Below are 18,833 nucleotides of genomic sequence, written 5' to 3'. Positions count from 1 at the left end.
CAAATATCCTCCTTAATGATCATGTGGGGTAGATAAAGGCGCTTCATGAACTGCTGCCGAATGCAATTTATGTTTACTGTTCAGTGTGCGAATCAGGACATAAAAGGCAGGGGTTAGGAACAAACCAAACAGCGTTACACCGATCATCCCGAAGAACACTGCAATACCCATGGCATGACGCATTTCAGACCCTGCACCAGTTGAGGTAACCAGTGGTACGACACCCATAATGAATGCAATAGAAGTCATTAAAATTGGACGTAAACGTAGACGACTTGCTTCAACAGCAGCTTTGAATGCAGTCGCACCTTGCATTTCAAGTTCCCGCGCAAATTCGACAATTAAGATGGCATTTTTACAGGCCAGCCCGACCAGTACCATCAGACCAATTTGAGTAAAGATATTGTTATCTCCACCTGTTAGCCAGACACCTGTCAGAGCCGCCAAGATACCCATTGGCACAATCAGAATCACGGCTAATGGTAAGGTGAGACTTTCATATTGTGCTGCTAAGACTAAGAAAACGAGTAATACACTAATTGGGAATACCCAGAGTCCTGCATTACCTGCCAAGATTTTTTGGTAAGTTAAATCAGTCCATTCAAACTTAATGCCACGCGGTAAGGTTTGTGCAGCAATACGTTCAACCGCAGCTTCTGCTTGGCTAGATGAATAACCTGGTGCAGGGCCACCGTTAATATCGGCTGATGTGTAGCCGTTATAACGTACTACCATTTCAGGACCATAAGTCTGAGTTACATTCACCAATGAAGATAACGGCACCATTTGTCCGGCATTGTTACGGGTTTTAAGCTGCAAAATATCTTCAGGATTAGCACGGAAAGGGGCATCTGCCTGTGCACGAACCTGATAAACACGTCCAAAGCGGTTAAAGTCGTTAACGTACTGAGAACCTAAATAAATCTGCATGGTGTTGAAAACATCTGTTACTGCAACACCTTGCTGTTTAGCTTTTACACGGTCCAGATCTACATTTAGTTGAGGTACGTTAATTTGATAACTTGAGAACATTGGACCAAGTTCAGGAGCTGATTGTGCTGCTTTCATAAAGTTCTGTGCAGCATCATTCAGCGCTGAATAACCTAAGGCACCTCGGTCTTCGAGTTGGAGTTTAAAGCCGCCCATAGTACCTAAACCCATCACTGGTGGCGGTGGGAAAACCGCAATATAGGCATCTTGAATAGCTGAATATTTCTGGTTGAGAGCACCAGTAATTGCATTGGCAGATAAGTCTTTCGCCTTACGTTCATCGAATGGCTTTAAGGTTACAAAAACAATACCGGCGCTTGAGCTGTTGGTGAAACCATTAATTGATAGGCCAGGGAAAGCAACAGCACTTTCTACACCCGGCTGTTTAAGTGCAGTGTCACTCATTTTACGAATGACTGCTTCGGTACGATCTAATGAAGCGCCGTTTGGTAATTGAGCAAAGCTAATCAAATATTGTTTATCTTGAGCAGGTACGAAGCCACCCGGAACAATATAAGAAATACCAACGGTTAAACCTAAAAGTGCAGCATAGACACCCATTGCCGATGCTTTATGGGAGATAACGCGACTTACGCCTTTACCATAGTTGTCTGACGCACGGGTAAATACGCGGTTAAACAGCGCAAAGAAACGTCCGAACACACGGTTCATAAGGCGTGTTAATGCATCAGGTTTAGCATCATGTCCTTTCAGTAACATAGCTGCTAAAGCCGGCGAGAGCGTTAGTGAGTTAAATGCCGAAATAACAGTTGAAATGGCAATCGTCATGGCAAATTGTTTATAAAATTGCCCTGTTAAGCCTGTCATAAAGGCAAGAGGTACGAATACCGCAACAAGCGTTAAGGCAATCGCAATAATCGGCCCACTCACTTCTCGCATGGCGCGATAAGTTGCATCTCTTGGACTTAAACCAGCTTCAATATTCCTCTCGACATTTTCGACGACGACAATCGCGTCATCGACCACAATCCCGATGGCGAGTACCATCCCGAATAGTGACAGTGCATTGATGGAATAACCAAAAGCAAGCATGAGTGCGAACGTACCAATAATTGAAACCGGTACGGCAAGCAATGGAATAATGGAAGCTCGCCATGTTTGCAAGAATAAAATTACAACAACAACAACCAGTGCAATTGCTTCAAGTAAGGTATGAACGACCGCTTTAATACTGGCACGTACGAACTGAGTCGGGTCGTACACAATGTCGTATTTAATTGAAGATGGGAAATCTTTTGAAAGCTCCTTCATCGTGCTACGCACTTGATCAGAAACTTGCAATGCATTGGCACCAGGTGCTTGGAAAATTGGAATCGCGACTGCTTGTTTATTATCAAGCAATGAACGCAAACCATATTGTGAAGCTGCAAGTTCAACACGAGCAACATCACCTAAGCGAGTGACCGCGCCATCTGGTGCAGTTTTTAAAATGATATCTGTAAATTCTTGCTCAGTCGTTAAGCGGCCTTGAGCGTTCACCGAAAGTTGTACAGGAGAATTAGTTGGCGATGCGCCAATGGTACCTGCTGCAACTTGAATGTTTTGTTCGCGGATTGCACTCACAATTTCAGTTGCTGTGAGATTACGTTGCGCTACCTTTTGTGGGTCGAGCCACACACGCATCGCATAGTCACCAGAACCAAATAAACCGACTTCACCAACACCTTGTAAGCGTGCCAAACGGTCTTTTATGTTAAGCACCGCGTAGTTACGCAAGTAGGTCATGTCATAGCGATTATCTGGCGAAGTCAGATGCACAACCATGGTTAATGTAGGCGAACTTTTTAAAGTGGTGACACCTAAACGCTGTACGTCCTCAGGTAAGCGGGGCAATGCTTGCGACACACGGTTTTGAACCAATTGCTGAGCTTTGTCAGGGTCGATACCGAGCTTAAAGTTCACTGTAATGGTTAAGTTACCGTCACTGTTTGCCTGAGACTGCATATACAGCATGTCTTCTACGCCGTTGATCGACTCTTCAAGCGGAGAGGCAACAGTTTCAGCAATCACTTTTGGGTTCGCACCCGGATATTGAGCACGTACCACCACAGATGGTGGAACAACTTCCGGATATTCAGAAATCGGTAATTTAAATACCGAAAGTAAACCGGCAAGTAGAATCAATACTGATAACACACCAGCAAAGATCGGCCGATCAATAAAGAATTTAGAAATATTCATATGTGATTAACCTTTTGCCGGAGTTGATGTTTTTTCTGTTGGCTGAGGTTGAGGAGTAGTGCTGCTCGCAGTGATTTGTGCATTTGGCATTGGAACAAGATGCGGGGTAACCGGGTCACCCGGACGAATCCGCTGTAAACCATTTACAACAATACGATCACCCGCTTGTAATCCGCTATTTACGATTTGCAAGCCATCTTGTTGTGTGCCAAGTTTTACTTCACGGTAAGCGGTCTGATTTTTAGCGTCGACTACCACAACAAAACGTTTATCTTGATCGACGCCGACCGCGGTTGGACTAATCAAAATTGCTGAACGAGGTTGACCACCACCTAAACGAATTCGAGCATATAAACCCGGTAATAAAACTCCGTTTGGATTGTCGAAAGTCGCGCGAACGCGAATCGTACCTGAGGTCGTATCTAGATTATTGTCGATTGAGTTGATGACTCCTTCACGAGAAAACCCAGTTTCATTGGCAAGCCCCATATAGACAGGAACTTGTGCAGAATTACGCTGATTACTGATGTATTTGAGGTAAGTTTGTTCATCAACATCGAAAGATGCATAAAGGCGAGATACAGAGACTAAACTTGTTAAAACCTGTGCTCCATTACCAGCAGAGACCACGTTGCCCACAGTCACTTCGGCACGAGAAATTCGACCACTGACTGGTGCAGTAATGCGCGTGTACTCAAGATTCAAACGTGCAGATTGAACGGCTGCTCTAGCTGCTTGCAAGTTGGCATTGGCTGAGCGTGCATCATTTTCTGCTAAATCCAGCTCTTGGCGCGAGACAGCATTACTTTGAATTAATCGTTGAATACGAGAAAGATTTGAACCCGTATAAGTCACTTGTGCTTCAGCGGAAGCAAGTTGTGCTTGAGCACGATTGAGTTCTGCTTCGAAAGGACGTGGGTCAATGGTAAAAAGTAACTCACCTTTTCTAACCAGACTGCCATCTTTGAAATGTACGGCGATGAGTTTACCTGAAACCTGAGGCCGAATATCGACTTGATCAATGGCTTCTAAGCGACCGGAATATTCTTGCCAATCGGTAATGGTTTTGCTAATGACATTAGAAATATCAACAGTAGCAGCTTGTTGGGCTGTTGTTGGTGCAGCTTTTGCATCGGCATTTTCATGTAAAAATATAAAACTGCCTCCTGTTGCTAAAATGGCAACAAAGATGGCAGACAGTGCGAACTGTTTGCGTGAAAATGACATGAGGTGCTCCTAATCATCTGGATACCTGTTTTCAGACTTTTAATTATGGTCCGTATGGGAGAAACAGGGTTTATGGGATGGACGGAGCATAAAAGTTTGTCAATCACGAATAAATATATTAAATTTGATAACACTATTCGTATTTTTATAACAATTGATGTGTTTGAATGAAAAATGCATGAATTGATAGGAGTGTGCGTGTGGATCTATTTCATGCGATGAGAGTATTTAACAAAGTTGTCGAAACAAATAGTTTCAGTTTAGCGGCTGACAGTTTAGGCCTACCGCGTGCTTCTGTGACTACAACCATTCAGGGTTTAGAAAAACATCTACAGGTTCGTTTATTAAACCGAACTACCCGTAAATTGAGTTTGACACCAGATGGTGCGGTTTATTATGAACGTTCTTCGCGAATTTTAGCCGATGTCGAAGACGTAGAATCAAATTTTCATGATTCGGAACGTGGACCAAGAGGCCGACTGCGTATTGATGTTAAAGCTTCGATTGGGCGTATGATCTTAATTCCAATGCTCTGTGACTTCCATACACGTTATCCAGATATTGATTTGGTGATTGGAATGAGTGATCGTCCGGTCGATTTGGTACAAGATGCGGTGGACTGTGTCATTCGTATTGGTCAGTTGAAAGATTCAAGTTTGGTTGCACGTCGTATTGGAACAATTCAGTGTGTGACGGTTGCTGCACCTCGTTATTTGGCAGAGCATGGCGAACCCAAAATTATTGAGGACTTAAAAAAACATCAGGTTGTGCATTACTTTAACAGTCGTACCGGACGCAATATCGACTGGGATTTTATGGTAGATGGTGAAATTCATAGCGTTGGTGTGAAAGGGCGTGTTTCTGTCAATGATGGTGATTCATATGTTGATTTGGCTGTACAGGGGTTTGGCTTAATTCAATGTCCATATTATATGGTAGCTAAACATCTGGAAGATGGAACACTCAAGGAAGTACTCACTGAATGGTTGCCAGCACCTATGCCAATATCAGTCGTATATCTGCAAAACCGTCATTTATCGCCTAAAGTTCGCGTGTTTGTTGACTGGGTCGCTGAATTATTTGCAGGTTGTCCATTGTTGAGTGGTTGCTCAATGTTATGGGATCAGAAATGTGAATTTGCCAGTGCCAAAGAACATAACCATGAATATACGATTCGGACATTGGTCGAAAATGAAAATATGGCAGAGGCTTATACACTCAAAAATTAGCTTCATATTTTGAGTGATTTTTCAACATTTAATCAGTTAATAAAATCCACTGTTTAGTCATCTTCATAAATCCTTAATTTACTGGTATAGAAATTGCAATTATTTCGGCAGAAGAGTAATTTAATTACTCAAGTTTTTATCACCTTATTTGGATTTTAAGGAGAAGCTTCAAGATGGCAAGCTTTATGAAAAAAATGTTCGTTTCAACAACTTTAGTTTTGGCTGCTGTTGCAACGAATGTACAAGCAAAGGATTGGAAGGTGATTCGTTTTGGGACTGAGTCCTCTTATGCGCCGTTTGAATATAAAACACCAGATGGCAAGTTAACTGGTTTTGACGTTGATTTGGGTAATGCTATTTGTGCAAAACTCAAAGCCAAATGTGTTTGGGTTGAAAACTCTTTTGATGGGATGATTCCAGCACTTAAAGCGAAAAAATTTGACGGTATTCTTTCATCAATGACGGTGACTGATGAACGTGCGAAACAAATTTTGTTTAGTAGCAAAATCTACAACACACCAACACGTATGGTTGCAAAAAAAGGCTCACCGTTATTACCAACAGCTGCATCATTGAAAGGTAAGCGTGTAGGGGTACAACAGGGCACAATTCAAGAAACTTACGCTAAAGCTTATTGGTCACCAAAAGGTGTGAGCATTGTTCCTTATCCAACTCAAGACTTGATTTACCAAGACATGATGTCTGGTCGCTTGGATGCAACTTTACAAGATGCAATCATGGTTGATGGTGCTTTCTTAAAACAACCAAAAGGCAAAAACTTTACTTTTGTCGGTAGCAATGTGGTTGATGCAAAAACACTGGGTGTAGGCGCAGCGATTGGTTTACGCAAAGAAGATGCAGATTTGAAAGCCAATATTGATAAAGCTCTCGCAGCAATCATTGCGGATGGTACATACAAGAAACTCGAGAAAAAATATTTCTCCTTTAACATTTACTAATGATGTGAAAAATGTCGGCTGAGTGCCGACATTTTTAGATCTATTCTCATCTCATCAATATTAGATATTGTTTTTAAGGAGAAGATGAGTCATGTTTTTATCTGGCTATGGGCCACTCCTTCTCAGCGGAACATGGATGACCATACAGCTTGCGCTGTTGTCACTTTTGCTTTCTGTCATTATTGGCTTAATTGGTGCGAGTTCAAAACTCTCTAATATTAAAGCTTTACGCTATATTGCGACTGCCTATACCACGCTCATTCGTAGTGTGCCTGATTTGGTAATTATGCTGCTGTTATTTTATAGCTTGCAGTTAGGTTTGAACCAAATTACTGAAGCACTGCAAATGGACCAGATTGATATCAACCCATTCGTGGCTGGTGTGATTACTTTGGCGTTCATTTATGGTGCATATTTTACAGAGACCTTTCGTGGTGCATTTCAATCGGTTCCAACGGGTCAAATTGAAGCAGCAATGGCCTATGGTATGACCCCTTGGCAGGTTTTTCGACGTGTTTTATTCCCTCAAATGATGCGTTTTGCACTGCCGGGTATTGGTAATAATTGGCAAGTTTTGATTAAGGCAACCGCACTTGTTTCCATTATTGGCCTGACTGATATTGTAAAAATTACGCAAGATGCAGGTAGAAGTACCATGCAATTGTTCTTTTTCAGCATTGTGGCTGCTGCGATTTATTTGGCAATTACCACCGTATCGAACCTGATTTTAATGTGGCTTGAGCGTCGTTATTCTGCTGGTGTGAGGAAGGGACAATTATGATTGAAATCCTTCAACAGTATTGGCAGGCATACCTTTGGACCGATGGCCTGCAAATGACCGGTGTCGCGATGACTGCTTGGTTATTGGTACTTTCTATTGGTATTGGGTTTGTGCTTGCTGTGCCTTTATCACTTGCACGAGTATCAGAAAATCTTTGGTTGCGTGGTCCAGTTTGGCTGTTTACCTATGTCTTTCGTGGCACACCACTGTATATCCAACTGTTAATTATTTACTCGGGCATTTATAGCTTTGATTATATCCATGAACATCAAACACTCGATGCATTTTTTCGAGAGGGCATAAATTGCACTATTTTGGCATTCGCGCTCAATACTGGTGCATATACGACTGAAATCTTCGCTGGAGCGATTCGTTCTATTCCACATGGCGAGATTGAAGCCGCTCAAGCTTTTGGAATGTCAAAATGGAAACTCTACACACGTATTATCATTCCATCGATGTTACGCCGTGCTTTGCCATTTTACGGTAACGAAGTCATTTTGATGTTGCATGCGACAACCATTGCATTTACAGCCACTGTTCCAGATATTTTGAAAATTGCGCGTGATGTAAATGCGGCAACCTATGACACCTTCAATGCTTTTGGAATTGCCGCGGTGTTATATGCGATGTTGGCATTCATTTTGATTTGGATATTTCGAAAGTTGGAAAAACGTTGGTTGGCATTTTTAAAGCCATCGAATCATTAGGAGACATAAATGGAACACGTTGCAAAACTAGTGATTCGTGATTTACACAAAACATTTGGTGATCATGAAGTACTGAAAGGAATATCACTTGATGCAAATGCTGGCGATGTAATTAGTATTATTGGTTCATCCGGTTCAGGTAAAAGCACCTTGCTGCGTTGTATCAACTTTTTAGAACAACCGAGCAATGGCACCATTAAACTCAATGGTGAAAAATTACGCACAGTCTTTGATAAAAAAGGCAATTTAAAAGTGGTTGATCCCAAGCAACTACAAAAAATGCGTACTCAACTGATGATGGTGTTTCAGCACTTTAATTTATGGTCACACATGACAGTGCTTGAAAATGTCATTGAAGGGCCAATTCATGTGCTTGGGGTGAAGCGTGCTGAAGCCGAAGAGCGTGCGCGGAAATATCTACGCAAAGTTGGATTGCCTGAAAGCGTTGAGAATAAATATCCAGCATTTTTATCTGGTGGCCAGCAGCAACGTGTAGCGATTGCTCGTGCTTTGGCAATGGAACCGGAAGTGATGCTATTTGATGAGCCAACCAGTGCACTTGATCCGGAGCTGGTGGGTGAAGTACTCAAGGTTATGCAGAGTTTGGCTGAAGAAGGCCGTACCATGATTGTGGTGACACATGAAATGGGTTTTGCACGTCATGTGTCTAATCAAGTGATTTTCTTGCATCAAGGGAAAATTGAGGAGCAAGGCCATCCTGATGAAGTACTCAACAATCCGAAAAGTGAGCGTTTAAAACAATTTTTGACTGGCAGTTTGAAATAAGCTGCTCATACCGAGTAAGGTGAAATTTTTTAAAAAAGGATTTGCATCTTACTCGGTTACTTTTTTAATTATATTTTATAGATGAGTATTTTTAGAAAACACATTAATAATCACAATACCTGCAATCATCAAAGTAAGACCAATACAGGCCGCCAAGTCTAAATGCTGTTTGTAAAATATCCAGCCAATTGCAGAAATTAAAATAATACCCGCGCCCGACCAAATGGCGTATGCAATTCCGATCGGAATCGTTTTTAGTGTAAGGGACAATAAATAAAAAGCAATTGCATAGCCCACAACTGTAATGATGGATGGAATGGGAACAGTAAAACCTTGAGATGCTTTTAAAGCTGAAGTTGCAATGACTTCACAAGCAATCGCAATTGCTAAATAAAGATAAGACATGGAGAGCTGCGCCAGAATGAGTTTTAATCAATCTACATGAAATGTTGAAATGGTTTGGCAGTTTTAACGATTGTTTAATTTTTTTGGTACAAAATTACCAGTAAATCAAACTGAACTGATAAATTGATTTTATCACTAGCAAAGTGTTCTCAGCTATTTATTCATTTATTTAATCATTGAGCTGCATAGTCATTTAAGAGGATCTGCGACTTTAGCCTGATCCTCGATAGTCTTTCAAGAAATAGATTCGCCGAGTAAATTTAACCCTTTAAATTTCTCTAGCAGTTGCTCTTTATTTTCAATATGCGCAGGGTCTGTTTTTATGCAATCGATTGGACAGACCGCCTTACATGTTGGGGCATCGTAAAAGCCTACACACTCGGTACAACGAAGTGGATCAATTTCATAAACTTTGCTCCCTTCAAAAATGGCGATGTTAGGGCATTCAGGTAAGCACATATCACAGTTAATGCAGTCACTGGTAATCAAAAGCGCCATGTTTAACTCGCTGAATAAGCCAATGTAGATGCAGTAATACTTTCTTTCGCATGCGGCAAATTGCGTACGAGTAGGGCATAACTGATATCAACATTTTGTGAGAGTGGAATTTCAACGAAATGCCCAGAACCTTTAGCATCTGTAATCGGGTTACCTTTTAAATCACGCATTTCGGTTAAGGTAAAGGTGATGTTGCCTTGAGGTGTCATGAGTTCAAGTGAGTCGCCAACCACAAAACGGTTTTTCACCTCAATGCGAATATAATCGCCGTGGCGTTCTAAAACCTCTCCGCAAAATTGTTGGTAGTCAAAATGTGATGAACCATCGGCATAGTTTTGATATTCACTGTGGACATGACGTCTTAAAAAACCTTCGGTGTAACCACGGTTTGCCAACCCTTCGAGCTGAGCCATTAAGCTTGAGTCAAATGGTTTACCTGCTAATGCATCATCAATGGCTTTTCGATAAATTTGAGCAGTACGGGCACAATAAAAATAGGATTTAGTACGGCCTTCAATTTTCAGTGAGGCGATGCCCATCTTGGTTAAACGATCTACATGCTGTACAGCACGTAAATCTTTAGAGTTCATAAAGTAGGTACCGTGCTCATCTTCTTCGGCAGCAAACATTTCTTCATCATTACGTTGTACAAGCAAAGTTTGAGGCGAGGTTGTTTCTGATTGTGCTGATGAGCAGCAAGACTTCTCTGACGTGTTGAGCTGAGTGACTGGAATTACATCGCCGTTTGCATCTTCTTGAGTTTCATGCAACTTATAGTCCCAACGACAAGCATTGGTACATGCACCTTGGTTGGCATCACGTTTGTTCATATAACCAGAAAGTAGGCAACGGCCTGAGTAGGCCATGCATAGTGCGCCATGTACAAAAACTTCGAGTTCAATATCTGGCACGTGTTGCTGGATTTCCTCTATTTCTTCTAATGACAACTCACGAGATAAAATCACACGGCTTAAACCGTAATTTTTCCAAAATTTAACAGTGGCCCAGTTAATGGCGTTCGCTTGGACAGATAGATGAATTTGTACTTCTGGGAAATGCTCACGCACCATCATAATTAAGCCTGGGTCAGACATAATAAGAGCGTCTGGTTGCATAGCTACAATCGGCTCAAGATCACGAATAAAGTTTTTTAATTTGCTGTTATGTGGTTGGATATTCACCACAACATAAAACTTTTTACCTAAAGCATGCGCTTCATCAATCCCAATTTTTAAGTTGTCATGATCAAAAGCATTATTACGCACACGTAAACTGTAACGTGGTTGGCCTGCATATACGGCATCTGCTCCATAGGCAAATGCATAGCGCATGTTTTTTAGTGAACCTGCGGGAGAGAGGAGTTCGGTTTTCATAAAATAAAAGGCATAAAAAATATATGGTTTTATTTTATTAACTCTGCATTTTTGATTCAACCTACTGAATTAGTAGGGATTTGACCTATATCTTTTTGTATGGGCAGCATATTTTTTGCTAACTCTCCTAAGCGCATCAAAGCATTTAACATTTTAGGATTTAGCTCGAAACACGCAGCTATACGTAAACAATGACTAAAACGTTTATCAGCCGAACATAGAATTCCCGGCATACATAAAATTTTTTCGTCCATTGCTTGGTGAAAAAGTTCTAATGTATCTATCGATTCAGGCAGCTCTAACCATAAAATAAATCCCGCTTGCGGACGACTGACTCGAGTACCGAGTGGAAAATAACGACATATATAAGATTTGATGGTGTCAATTTGTTGTTGATAGCGTTTTTTAAGATGCCTTAAGTGTAGGTCATAACCGCCATTTTCTAAGAAAAGTCCTAAAGTTTCTGTAAGTAAAGCTGGCTCGGCAACTGTCGTTGTTAATTTAATTTGCTGCACAATATTACGAAAGCGTCCAGCTTCTAGCCAACCAATTCGATAGTCGGGTGCCACAGTCTTGGTATAGCTACCACATACGAGTACCCATCCGTTCTGGTCAAACGCCTTAATGTTGGGTAAGAGTGGTTCAGTGAGTTGTAATTCGGCATACATCGCATCTTCAATAACGGGAATTTGAAACTGATTAGCTAACTCTGCCAAGCGACGACGGTTACTTTCAGGCATGCTAAAACCGAGAGGATTGTGTCCTGTTGGAATGGTTAAAATGGCTTGTACACTTTTAGATTTTAACAGTTCTTCAAGAGCATCTAAGCACATACCGGTATGCGGTGAGGTCGGCACTTCTACAATTTTTCGGCCTAAATTATGAAGGAGTGGGTATAGGTTATGAAAAGTAGGGATCTCAAGTGCAATGCTGTCACCCGCTTGAGTGGTTGCCATAATCGCGAGACTTAAAGCCTCCATCGTGCCATGAGTGAGTACAATATCATCTGCTGAAAGAAACATACCAAGTTGTAAACTTCGCCTCGCAATTTGAGTGCGTAAACGTATAGAGCCGGGCGGTAAAGTATAGTTTTTAAAAATGTCTGGCTGTGTTCGTAAAACTTGAGCAGTTAAGCGTTTTAAGCGTTCAATTGGATAGAAGTTTTCTCCTGTAGGGCAAGCTAAGGCCAAATTAACATAGTCGGGATCCATCTGCTTTTTAACAATTTGTGCGAGAAAACAGCTAATTCCTGAAAGAGATACTTTTTCTTCACTGACATAACGTTCTTCGAGTTCTAGTAAGTTTGAAGGTGCATGGCAAACATAGTAACCAGACTGTGGACGAACTGAAATTAAACCTTGGTCTTCAAGCTGACGATAAGCTTCTTTTACGGTGTTAATGCTGACCTGATAATGATTTGCGCAGTCGCGAATTGATGGTAAGCGTGAACCAATAGGCTGCCTGCCATTCTGAATTTGAAGGGTTAGGTCATCACTCACTTTTTTATATTTGTACATGTCAATTCATTAAAAAGCCAAAGCAATGGACACACTTTATAGTGATCTTTTATTTAACTCAAATATTGTGATTGCTTTGATTAGTTCATTTAACACAAATCTAAACTTAAAAACTGTGTCTATTATTTTTCATATTAACTGATACTGTGACCATTAAAAATAAATCAGTAAGATCAAAAAATGGTAAGGACTTAAAAGCCATATTTTTAAATTTTAAAATCAGTAGGAGTGGTCTATGTCTGTTGTTGCATTTAAACAAGTTGATGTTTTTACTTCACAAGCATTTAAAGGGAATCCTGTCGCAGTCATTATGGATGCCAGTACTTTAACGTCTGAACAGATGCAGGAAATTGCGAACTGGACCAATCTTTCTGAAACGACATTTGTGCTCCCTGCGACCGATTCGCAAGCGGATTATCAGGTTCGAATTTTTACTCCGCAAAGTGAGTTGCCATTTGCAGGACATCCTACAATTGGTACTGCCTATGCTTTGCTTGAAGCGGGCCTCGTGACAGCTAAAGACAGTAAGCTAGTACAGCAATGTGCTGCGGGTTTGGTAACGCTTACCGTGAGTGACTCAGGGCATATTTCATTTGAACTCCCTAAGCCTAAAATTACACCATTAGATACAATGCACACTGAGAAATTAGTAGAAATTTTAAAATGTGAAATTAATACCCAATGGAATGCCACATTGGTTGATGTAGGCGCGCGTTGGGTTGTATTACAAGCGGTGAATGCCCAAGCGGTTTTAGCGGCTCAACCAGACTTTGCAGCCTTAAAACAACATGATTTAGAAATGAAAGTTACGGGCGCGACAGTTTTTGGTTTTTATGAAAATAATGATGAGCAAAAACATATAGAAGTTCGCTCATTTGGGCCTGCTTGTGGAATAAATGAAGATCCGGTTTGTGGCACTGGTAATGGCAGTGTGGCGTCTTTCATTCGTCACTATGGTATTTTACCAGCACAAAATGATGTAGTTCTTTCTTCACAAGGGCGGGCTTTAGGTCGTGACGGACAGCTTCAACTAAATTTGTATCAAGATAAAATATTAGTGGGTGGAACCGCTGTTACCTGTATTAATGGCAGTATCACCTTATAAAAAAACAGAAATAAAAAACCGAGGACTTTGCCTCGGTTTTTTATTTAGAAAAATCTTATTTTTCTACGAACGCACGCTCAATTACGTAGTCACCCATTTCACCCATACGAGGTGATTCAACTAAACCGTGTTGATCAAGTAATGCAGCAACATCTTTTAAGAATGCAGGGCTACCGCAAAGCATTGCGCGGTCAGTTTCACGGTTAAAACGTGGTAAACCGATTTTTTCAAATAAAGCACCAGTTTCAATTGCAGTGGTTACACGGCCTTGAGTGTGGAAAGGCTCACGAGTAACAGTAGGGTAGTAAACTAGTTTGTCTTTAATACCTAACTCTTCAAAGAACTCATGGTTTGGTAATTCGTTCAAGATAAGGTCTTGATAAGCTAACTCAGAAATATAGCGTGTACCATGAACAACGATTACTTTTTCAAAGCGTTCGTAAGTTTCTGGGTCACGAATAATTGATAAGAATGGTGCAAGCCCAGTACCAGAAGATAAAAGGTACAAGTTTTTACCCGGTAAAAGGTCATCATGAACCAATGTACCTGTCGGTTTTTTAGAAATTAAAATTTCATCACCAACTTGTACTTTTTGCAAAATCGAAGTTAAAGGACCTTCTTGTACTTTAATTGAGAAAAATTCTAACTCTTCTTCGTAGTTTGCACTTGCAATCGAATACGCACGCATTAACGGTTTGCCATTCACTTCTAGTCCGATCATTACGAACTGACCATTTTTAAAACGTAAGCTAGTGTCGCGTGTAGTTTTAAAACTGAAAAGGGTGTCATTCCAGTGATGAACATGAGTAATGCGTTCGACGTTAAAAGCAGCCATTAAAGGTCTCGATCACGATTAAAAGAAAACAGATTGCTATTCTAATCTAATTTCATTCCCGATAAACTGAATATATTTAATTGTGTTTATAAGAAAAAGTGATGATCAACTCTGTCACCTTCCCCATAATTGGCCACATGTGTTCCCCATATCGTGAAAAATTTGGCATTCCACGTCAGCCTAATTTGGTAAATATTGAGTCTTATATCGAAATGGCAGAACCTTATAATGACTTATTAGCATTTGAGGGAATTGAGCAGTTCAGTCATCTCTGGTTAGTTTGGCAGTTTCATGACAATAAAAATCAGGAGAGTGCAGATAAATTCCGTCCACAGGTTCGTCCACCACGATTAGGCGGTAATGAGAAAATTGGGGTGTTTGCTACACGTAGCATGTATCGACCATCTCCAATCGGGCTTTCAGTTGTAAAACTGAATAAAGTGGAAAAAGTCGGGAAGGCTGTCCGCGTCTATATCACAGGAAGTGATTTATTAAATGGCACTCCAATTTTAGATATCAAACCTTATATTCAGTATTCTGATGCAATTATTGATGCAGAAAGTGGTTATGCACATGCAGAACCTGAACGGAAGTCGGTCGTTTGGTCAGAAGCTGCGTTAATAGCGCAAAAATATTTTCTGCAAAATAATGAAATGAATTCACAGTACATTGATGAGCTTGAGCAAGTTTTATCTTTAGATCCTCGGCCTGCCTACCAAGAAGACGCTGAACGAATCTATAAAATGAAATTTTCAGACTTTGATATTCATTTTAAGGTCGATCAATTTGTAGTTACTGTCGTTGATGTGGTGAAGACTTCTTCGCTTGCGCAATAGGAATTTTTAAAACCAATGGATGTTGAGCCAAAGTAAACTAATAAAAATAGCCATATGAATGAGTTGGGCTGGAACGAAAGCAAGTGCATAGTGCAGCCCACCCGAAATTGCAGAGTTCACACTTTTGGCAAGGGCATGAACTGCGAAACCTCCTAAAAATGCAATTAATAAAGGTGTCATATGCGTGCTATCAGGTTCACCTTGCACAATGACTGCCGCAATAGCTGCGTGTATTTCAAACAAAGAGCCAAGTAGGGTTCCAGCGATTAAGCCCGCATCTCCCAAATATAGACTTAGGCCATATACTCCAATCTGAATGAGAGTGAGTGTGCTGGCAATAATAATTGCTTCTTTTAAGCTGAACATTCTTGAGTCGAGTTCGGGCGAAGTTGTACTGGGCTCTGCTTTACGTAATAAAATGAAGGCCCAGATTGCTAAAACTACTAATGCAATAAGTGTAGGAAATATAATCAGTTTAAACCAAGCAAAGCTAATTCCAATCACAATAATTAAAGTTTGAATGAGTGTTGAAACGCAAGACATCAATGCAGCACCTGCATTTGTCGTTGCATTGGCTTTGCCTGAGCGTACCTCTAAGCCTAAACTGGCAATAGTCGCTGTACTAGAAACAAATCCAGAAGCTAAAGAAGAAAGCAATAAAGCATTTTTAGATGACAAAAGCCGCTTTGCTATATGGGCGAGGGCTTGCACAAATAAGATTAAAGTCAGTAATTTTAAAATCACATGTGGATTTAGGACTGGCCCCCAGAAAGGCTTATTAGGTACTAAAGGCAGCGCTATTAACAGTAAGGCAAGTAGGAAAATACCATCACGTAATTCTGATTCAGTAATCCACTGACTGGCAATGCCATGCATAGATTGTTTAGCCAATAAAATAATCGTCATGATTACGGCAAGTCCAGCCGCCAATGATATATTCCAAATGCAAAGTGCCCCAATAAAGTAAGTCATAATAAAGGCAAGTTCAGTGGTCACACCGGGGTCATTGGGCTGATTTTTGAGAGAGGCAATGCTGATCGCGCCAATAAGGAGAGCGCCTACAATTCCAATTTCAGTGCCGAATAAAAAACAGATGGCGCCTAATAATGAACTAATTGCAAAAGATCGAAATCCAGCAAACGTTTTGTATTCATGTTTAAGCTTACTTCTCTCACGTTCTAAACCAATTAATAAGCCACAACCGAGCGCCGCAGCAATCACGGTAATGAATTCTTCAAATGAAGTTGTTTGTAATGACATTGTCATTGGAAGCTCCATGTTACTTCCTCTTTGGTTTATTGTTATAAGTCGATTTGAATCGTTTTAAAAATCATATATTCACGTTCAGTTTATGCTTTTTATTATAATGAGCATAGTGCCTTTTTTAGACAAAACCACATACACAGTTTTTTTATAAATATGAACTATGACGCAAAAAAATATTAAGTTGAGAATTAGTTTAATTATCTGAAGTTAAAGAATATTTAAAAGTACAGTTTAGCAATTTTGTGACGAGCTAAATCAAAAATATCTCTGCTATATTATAAAAATATATTGGGGATAACGCATGAATGCACATGTACAAATAGATACGTATTGGTGTCTAGAACAATTATTACAAGAAGGTCGTATTACAGAACGAGATAAATTACTGGTACAGTCAAGTCACCGTCAAAAAGACCAATTAAAGTGGCACCCATTACAGTGGATTGCACATTTTAATTTAAAAGATCAGCAGCACACACATGCTCATTTAAGTTTAAACCGCTTGTGTTTATGGTTTGCAGATCGGGTTCAACTTCCTTTATTTGTGATAGATCCTTTAAAGGCAGATGTTAGTGCTTTAACGCAGGTAATGTCACAAGAGTTTGCCATTCGCAATCATATTTTAGCTGTGGAAATTCATGCCGATCGAATCGTGATTGGAACAGATCAACCATTTCAAACAGATTGGCTAAACAATTTAGAGCGAAGTCTAGCGCCTAAAAAAATTGAACGAGTATTACTTAATCCTGAACAGTTGCAACGCTATTTGCGCGAATATTATCAGGTCAGTCGTGCGGTAAATTCCGCTCAAAAAGATGCAGCTCATGAACGTGATACTAAAAATGTTGAAGCGCTTTTGCAGCTTGGCGATAGTCAAAATCCAGATGCAAATGATCAGCATATTGTGAAATTGGTTGACTGGATTTTACAGTTTGCATTTGAGCAGAGTGCCAGTGATATTCATATGGAACCACGTAAAGACAATGGTAAAGTCAGGTTCCGTATTGATGGTGTGTTGCACACTATTTATAACATGCCTTCAAATACACTGACTGCCGTGATTTCCCGAATTAAAATTTTAGGGCGTTTAAATGTAGCGGAAAAACGTAAACCGCAAGATGGTCGATTAAAAACACGGACACCTAAAGGTCAAGAAACTGAACTCCGTTTATCAACCTTACCAACAGCGTTTGGTGAGAAACTGGTCATGCGTATTTTTGATCCCGATGTGTTGGTACGTTCTTTTCATCAACTTGGTTTTGAAGAGGGCCTCTTACAACAGTGGCAGCAATTAACAAAAAATAGCCATGGGATTATTTTAGTCACGGGGCCAACAGGTTCCGGTAAAACCACAACGCTATATTCTTCTTTAAAGCAGCTCGCAACAGATCAGGTTAATGTCTGTACCATTGAAGACCCGATTGAAATGTTAGAGCCTAGTTTTAACCAAATGCAGGTCAATAATGCAATTGAACTAGGATTTGCAGACGGTGTTCGTGCACTTATGCGACAAGACCCAGACATTATTATGATTGGGGAAATTCGTGATCAAGATACAGCGAATATGGCCATTCAGGCGGCACTCACAGGTCATTTGGTGTTATCAACTTTACACACGAATGATGCGCCGTCCAGTTTGACTCGATTGCATGATTTAGGTGTGCAGCCATTTTTAACGGCAGCAACTATTTTAGGTGTATTAGCTCAACGTTTAGTACGACAACTTTGTCCACACTGCAAGCAACACACTCATATTAATGAGGATGAATGGCAACATTTAACATTCGACTACATTATGGAAATGCCAGAAAAAGTTTATCAGGCAGTTGGGTGTGAACAATGTCGTCATACAGGCTATAAAGGGCGAGTTGGTATTTATGAATTTATGCCAGTCAGTCTTGAGCTTAAGCATCTTATTAGTAGCCATATGACCTTAAATGATTTGAGAACGCAAACTAAAAAAGAAGGTATAGAACCCTTAAGAATTGCAGGTGCTCGTAAGGTCATTGATGGGCTTACGACATTAGAAGAGGTATTGCGGGTTGTACCATTAAATTAAGTTTTTCTTAAGATTCACCTCATTTATGCTTGATTTAATTGCTTTATCCCAAGAG

The 18,833-nt window shown here is 40.4% G+C and carries 16 protein-coding genes; 8 read left to right on the top strand and 8 right to left on the bottom strand.

Annotated features, from left to right (window positions below):
* Positions 1–12: 12 nt before the first annotated feature.
* Together adeG and adeF are read right to left on the bottom strand one after the other, a co-directional pair.
* Positions 13–3,192 (bottom strand): multidrug efflux RND transporter permease subunit AdeG, encoded by a 3,180-nt coding sequence (gene adeG, locus ACS125_RS16960; RefSeq protein WP_443273495.1) that lies wholly within the window; start codon positions 3,190–3,192, stop codon positions 13–15.
* A 6-nt stretch (positions 3,193–3,198) separates the two neighbouring features.
* A complete protein-coding gene (gene adeF / locus ACS125_RS16955) occupies positions 3,199–4,419 on the bottom strand; it encodes a multidrug efflux RND transporter periplasmic adaptor subunit AdeF (protein WP_443273493.1) in 1,221 nt (406 codons plus the stop codon).
* A gap of 200 nt (positions 4,420–4,619) precedes the next feature.
* On the opposite strand from adeF, the gene ACS125_RS16950 reads away from it, so the two are divergent.
* From ACS125_RS16950 to ACS125_RS16930, 5 genes are all read left to right on the top strand, one after another.
* Positions 4,620–5,648 (top strand): LysR substrate-binding domain-containing protein, encoded by a 1,029-nt coding sequence (locus tag ACS125_RS16950; RefSeq protein ID WP_443273491.1) that lies wholly within the window; start codon positions 4,620–4,622, stop codon positions 5,646–5,648.
* A gap of 173 nt (positions 5,649–5,821) precedes the next feature.
* The gene (locus ACS125_RS16945) at positions 5,822–6,607 is read left to right on the top strand and encodes an ABC transporter substrate-binding protein (protein WP_443273489.1); all 786 of its coding nucleotides are present in this window, start codon (positions 5,822–5,824) and stop codon (positions 6,605–6,607) included.
* A gap of 91 nt (positions 6,608–6,698) precedes the next feature.
* A complete protein-coding gene (locus ACS125_RS16940; RefSeq protein ID WP_013197222.1) occupies positions 6,699–7,388 on the top strand; it encodes an ABC transporter permease in 690 nt (229 codons plus the stop codon).
* Positions 7,385–8,098, top strand: coding sequence for an ABC transporter permease (locus ACS125_RS16935; RefSeq protein ID WP_174729584.1), 714 nt, complete (start codon positions 7,385–7,387; stop codon positions 8,096–8,098). Before ACS125_RS16940 ends, ACS125_RS16935 begins: the two co-directional genes overlap by 4 nt.
* Before the next feature lie 9 nt (positions 8,099–8,107).
* Entirely contained in the window at positions 8,108–8,884 is a 777-nt protein-coding gene (locus tag ACS125_RS16930; protein ID WP_004791189.1) for an ABC transporter ATP-binding protein, read from the top strand.
* Between the two features lie 75 nt (positions 8,885–8,959).
* On the opposite strand, the gene abeS is transcribed toward ACS125_RS16930, so the two are convergent.
* From abeS to ACS125_RS16910, 4 genes are all read right to left on the bottom strand, one after another.
* Positions 8,960–9,289 (bottom strand): multidrug efflux SMR transporter AbeS, encoded by a 330-nt coding sequence (abeS, locus tag ACS125_RS16925; RefSeq protein ID WP_004791191.1) that lies wholly within the window; start codon positions 9,287–9,289, stop codon positions 8,960–8,962.
* Positions 9,290–9,523: 234 nt separating this feature from the next.
* Positions 9,524–9,787 (bottom strand): YfhL family 4Fe-4S dicluster ferredoxin, encoded by a 264-nt coding sequence (locus ACS125_RS16920; protein ID WP_151963224.1) that lies wholly within the window; start codon positions 9,785–9,787, stop codon positions 9,524–9,526.
* Between the two features lie 2 nt (positions 9,788–9,789).
* Positions 9,790–11,160 (bottom strand): prephenate-dependent tRNA uridine(34) hydroxylase TrhP, encoded by a 1,371-nt coding sequence (gene trhP / locus ACS125_RS16915; protein ID WP_443273485.1) that lies wholly within the window; start codon positions 11,158–11,160, stop codon positions 9,790–9,792.
* Between the two features lie 56 nt (positions 11,161–11,216).
* On the bottom strand, positions 11,217–12,683 hold the full coding sequence (locus tag ACS125_RS16910; RefSeq protein WP_443274016.1) for an aminotransferase-like domain-containing protein: 1,467 nt from the start codon (positions 12,681–12,683) through the stop codon (positions 11,217–11,219).
* A 229-nt stretch (positions 12,684–12,912) separates the two neighbouring features.
* Between ACS125_RS16910 and ACS125_RS16905 the strand changes: the two genes are divergently transcribed.
* Positions 12,913–13,782, top strand: a complete 870-nt coding sequence (locus ACS125_RS16905) for a PhzF family phenazine biosynthesis protein (protein ID WP_443273483.1) — start codon at positions 12,913–12,915, stop codon at positions 13,780–13,782.
* Between the two features lie 55 nt (positions 13,783–13,837).
* Here the strand turns inward: ACS125_RS16905 and ACS125_RS16900 are convergent, their stop codons facing one another.
* Positions 13,838–14,617, bottom strand: coding sequence for a ferredoxin--NADP reductase (locus tag ACS125_RS16900; RefSeq protein ID WP_174732427.1), 780 nt, complete (start codon positions 14,615–14,617; stop codon positions 13,838–13,840).
* 101 nt (positions 14,618–14,718) lie between these two features.
* Here ACS125_RS16900 and tsaA point away from each other — a divergent pair, with 101 nt between their 5' ends.
* Positions 14,719–15,453 carry a tRNA (N6-threonylcarbamoyladenosine(37)-N6)-methyltransferase TrmO gene (tsaA, locus tag ACS125_RS16895; protein ID WP_440202310.1) on the top strand — a complete coding sequence of 245 codons (735 nt, stop codon included), beginning with the start codon at positions 14,719–14,721 and terminating at the stop codon, positions 15,451–15,453.
* Positions 15,454–15,459: 6 nt separating this feature from the next.
* Here tsaA and ACS125_RS16890 read toward each other — a convergent pair whose 3' ends face one another.
* The gene (locus tag ACS125_RS16890) at positions 15,460–16,731 is read right to left on the bottom strand and encodes an MgtC/SapB family protein (protein ID WP_174732431.1); all 1,272 of its coding nucleotides are present in this window, start codon (positions 16,729–16,731) and stop codon (positions 15,460–15,462) included.
* Between the two features lie 289 nt (positions 16,732–17,020).
* Here ACS125_RS16890 and ACS125_RS16885 point away from each other — a divergent pair, with 289 nt between their 5' ends.
* Positions 17,021–18,778, top strand: coding sequence for a GspE/PulE family protein (locus ACS125_RS16885; RefSeq protein ID WP_443273480.1), 1,758 nt, complete (start codon positions 17,021–17,023; stop codon positions 18,776–18,778).
* The last annotated feature ends 55 nt before the right edge of the window (positions 18,779–18,833 follow it).

It is taken from the genome of Acinetobacter sp. PFS20 (genome assembly GCF_052261015.1).
Taxonomy (GTDB): Bacteria; Pseudomonadota; Gammaproteobacteria; order Pseudomonadales; family Moraxellaceae; genus Acinetobacter.
This window is presented reverse-complemented; position numbering and strand designations above follow the sequence as displayed.

Coding starts and splice junctions, on each gene's coding strand:
- adeG (WP_443273495.1), bottom strand. CDS start 3,192: ATGAATATTTCTAAATTCTTTATTGATCGGCCGATCTTTGCTGGTGTG.
- adeF (WP_443273493.1), bottom strand. CDS start 4,419: ATGTCATTTTCACGCAAACAGTTCGCACTGTCTGCCATCTTTGTTGCC.
- ACS125_RS16945 (WP_443273489.1), top strand. CDS start 5,822: ATGGCAAGCTTTATGAAAAAAATGTTCGTTTCAACAACTTTAGTTTTG.
- ACS125_RS16940 (WP_013197222.1), top strand. CDS start 6,699: ATGTTTTTATCTGGCTATGGGCCACTCCTTCTCAGCGGAACATGGATG.
- ACS125_RS16935 (WP_174729584.1), top strand. CDS start 7,385: ATGATTGAAATCCTTCAACAGTATTGGCAGGCATACCTTTGGACCGAT.
- ACS125_RS16930 (WP_004791189.1), top strand. CDS start 8,108: ATGGAACACGTTGCAAAACTAGTGATTCGTGATTTACACAAAACATTT.
- abeS (WP_004791191.1), bottom strand. CDS start 9,289: ATGTCTTATCTTTATTTAGCAATTGCGATTGCTTGTGAAGTCATTGCA.
- ACS125_RS16920 (WP_151963224.1), bottom strand. CDS start 9,787: ATGGCGCTTTTGATTACCAGTGACTGCATTAACTGTGATATGTGCTTA.
- trhP (WP_443273485.1), bottom strand. CDS start 11,160: ATGAAAACCGAACTCCTCTCTCCCGCAGGTTCACTAAAAAACATGCGC.
- ACS125_RS16905 (WP_443273483.1), top strand. CDS start 12,913: ATGTCTGTTGTTGCATTTAAACAAGTTGATGTTTTTACTTCACAAGCA.
- ACS125_RS16900 (WP_174732427.1), bottom strand. CDS start 14,617: ATGGCTGCTTTTAACGTCGAACGCATTACTCATGTTCATCACTGGAAT.
- tsaA (WP_440202310.1), top strand. CDS start 14,719: ATGATCAACTCTGTCACCTTCCCCATAATTGGCCACATGTGTTCCCCA.
- ACS125_RS16890 (WP_174732431.1), bottom strand. CDS start 16,731: ATGGAGCTTCCAATGACAATGTCATTACAAACAACTTCATTTGAAGAA.
- ACS125_RS16885 (WP_443273480.1), top strand. CDS start 17,021: ATGAATGCACATGTACAAATAGATACGTATTGGTGTCTAGAACAATTA.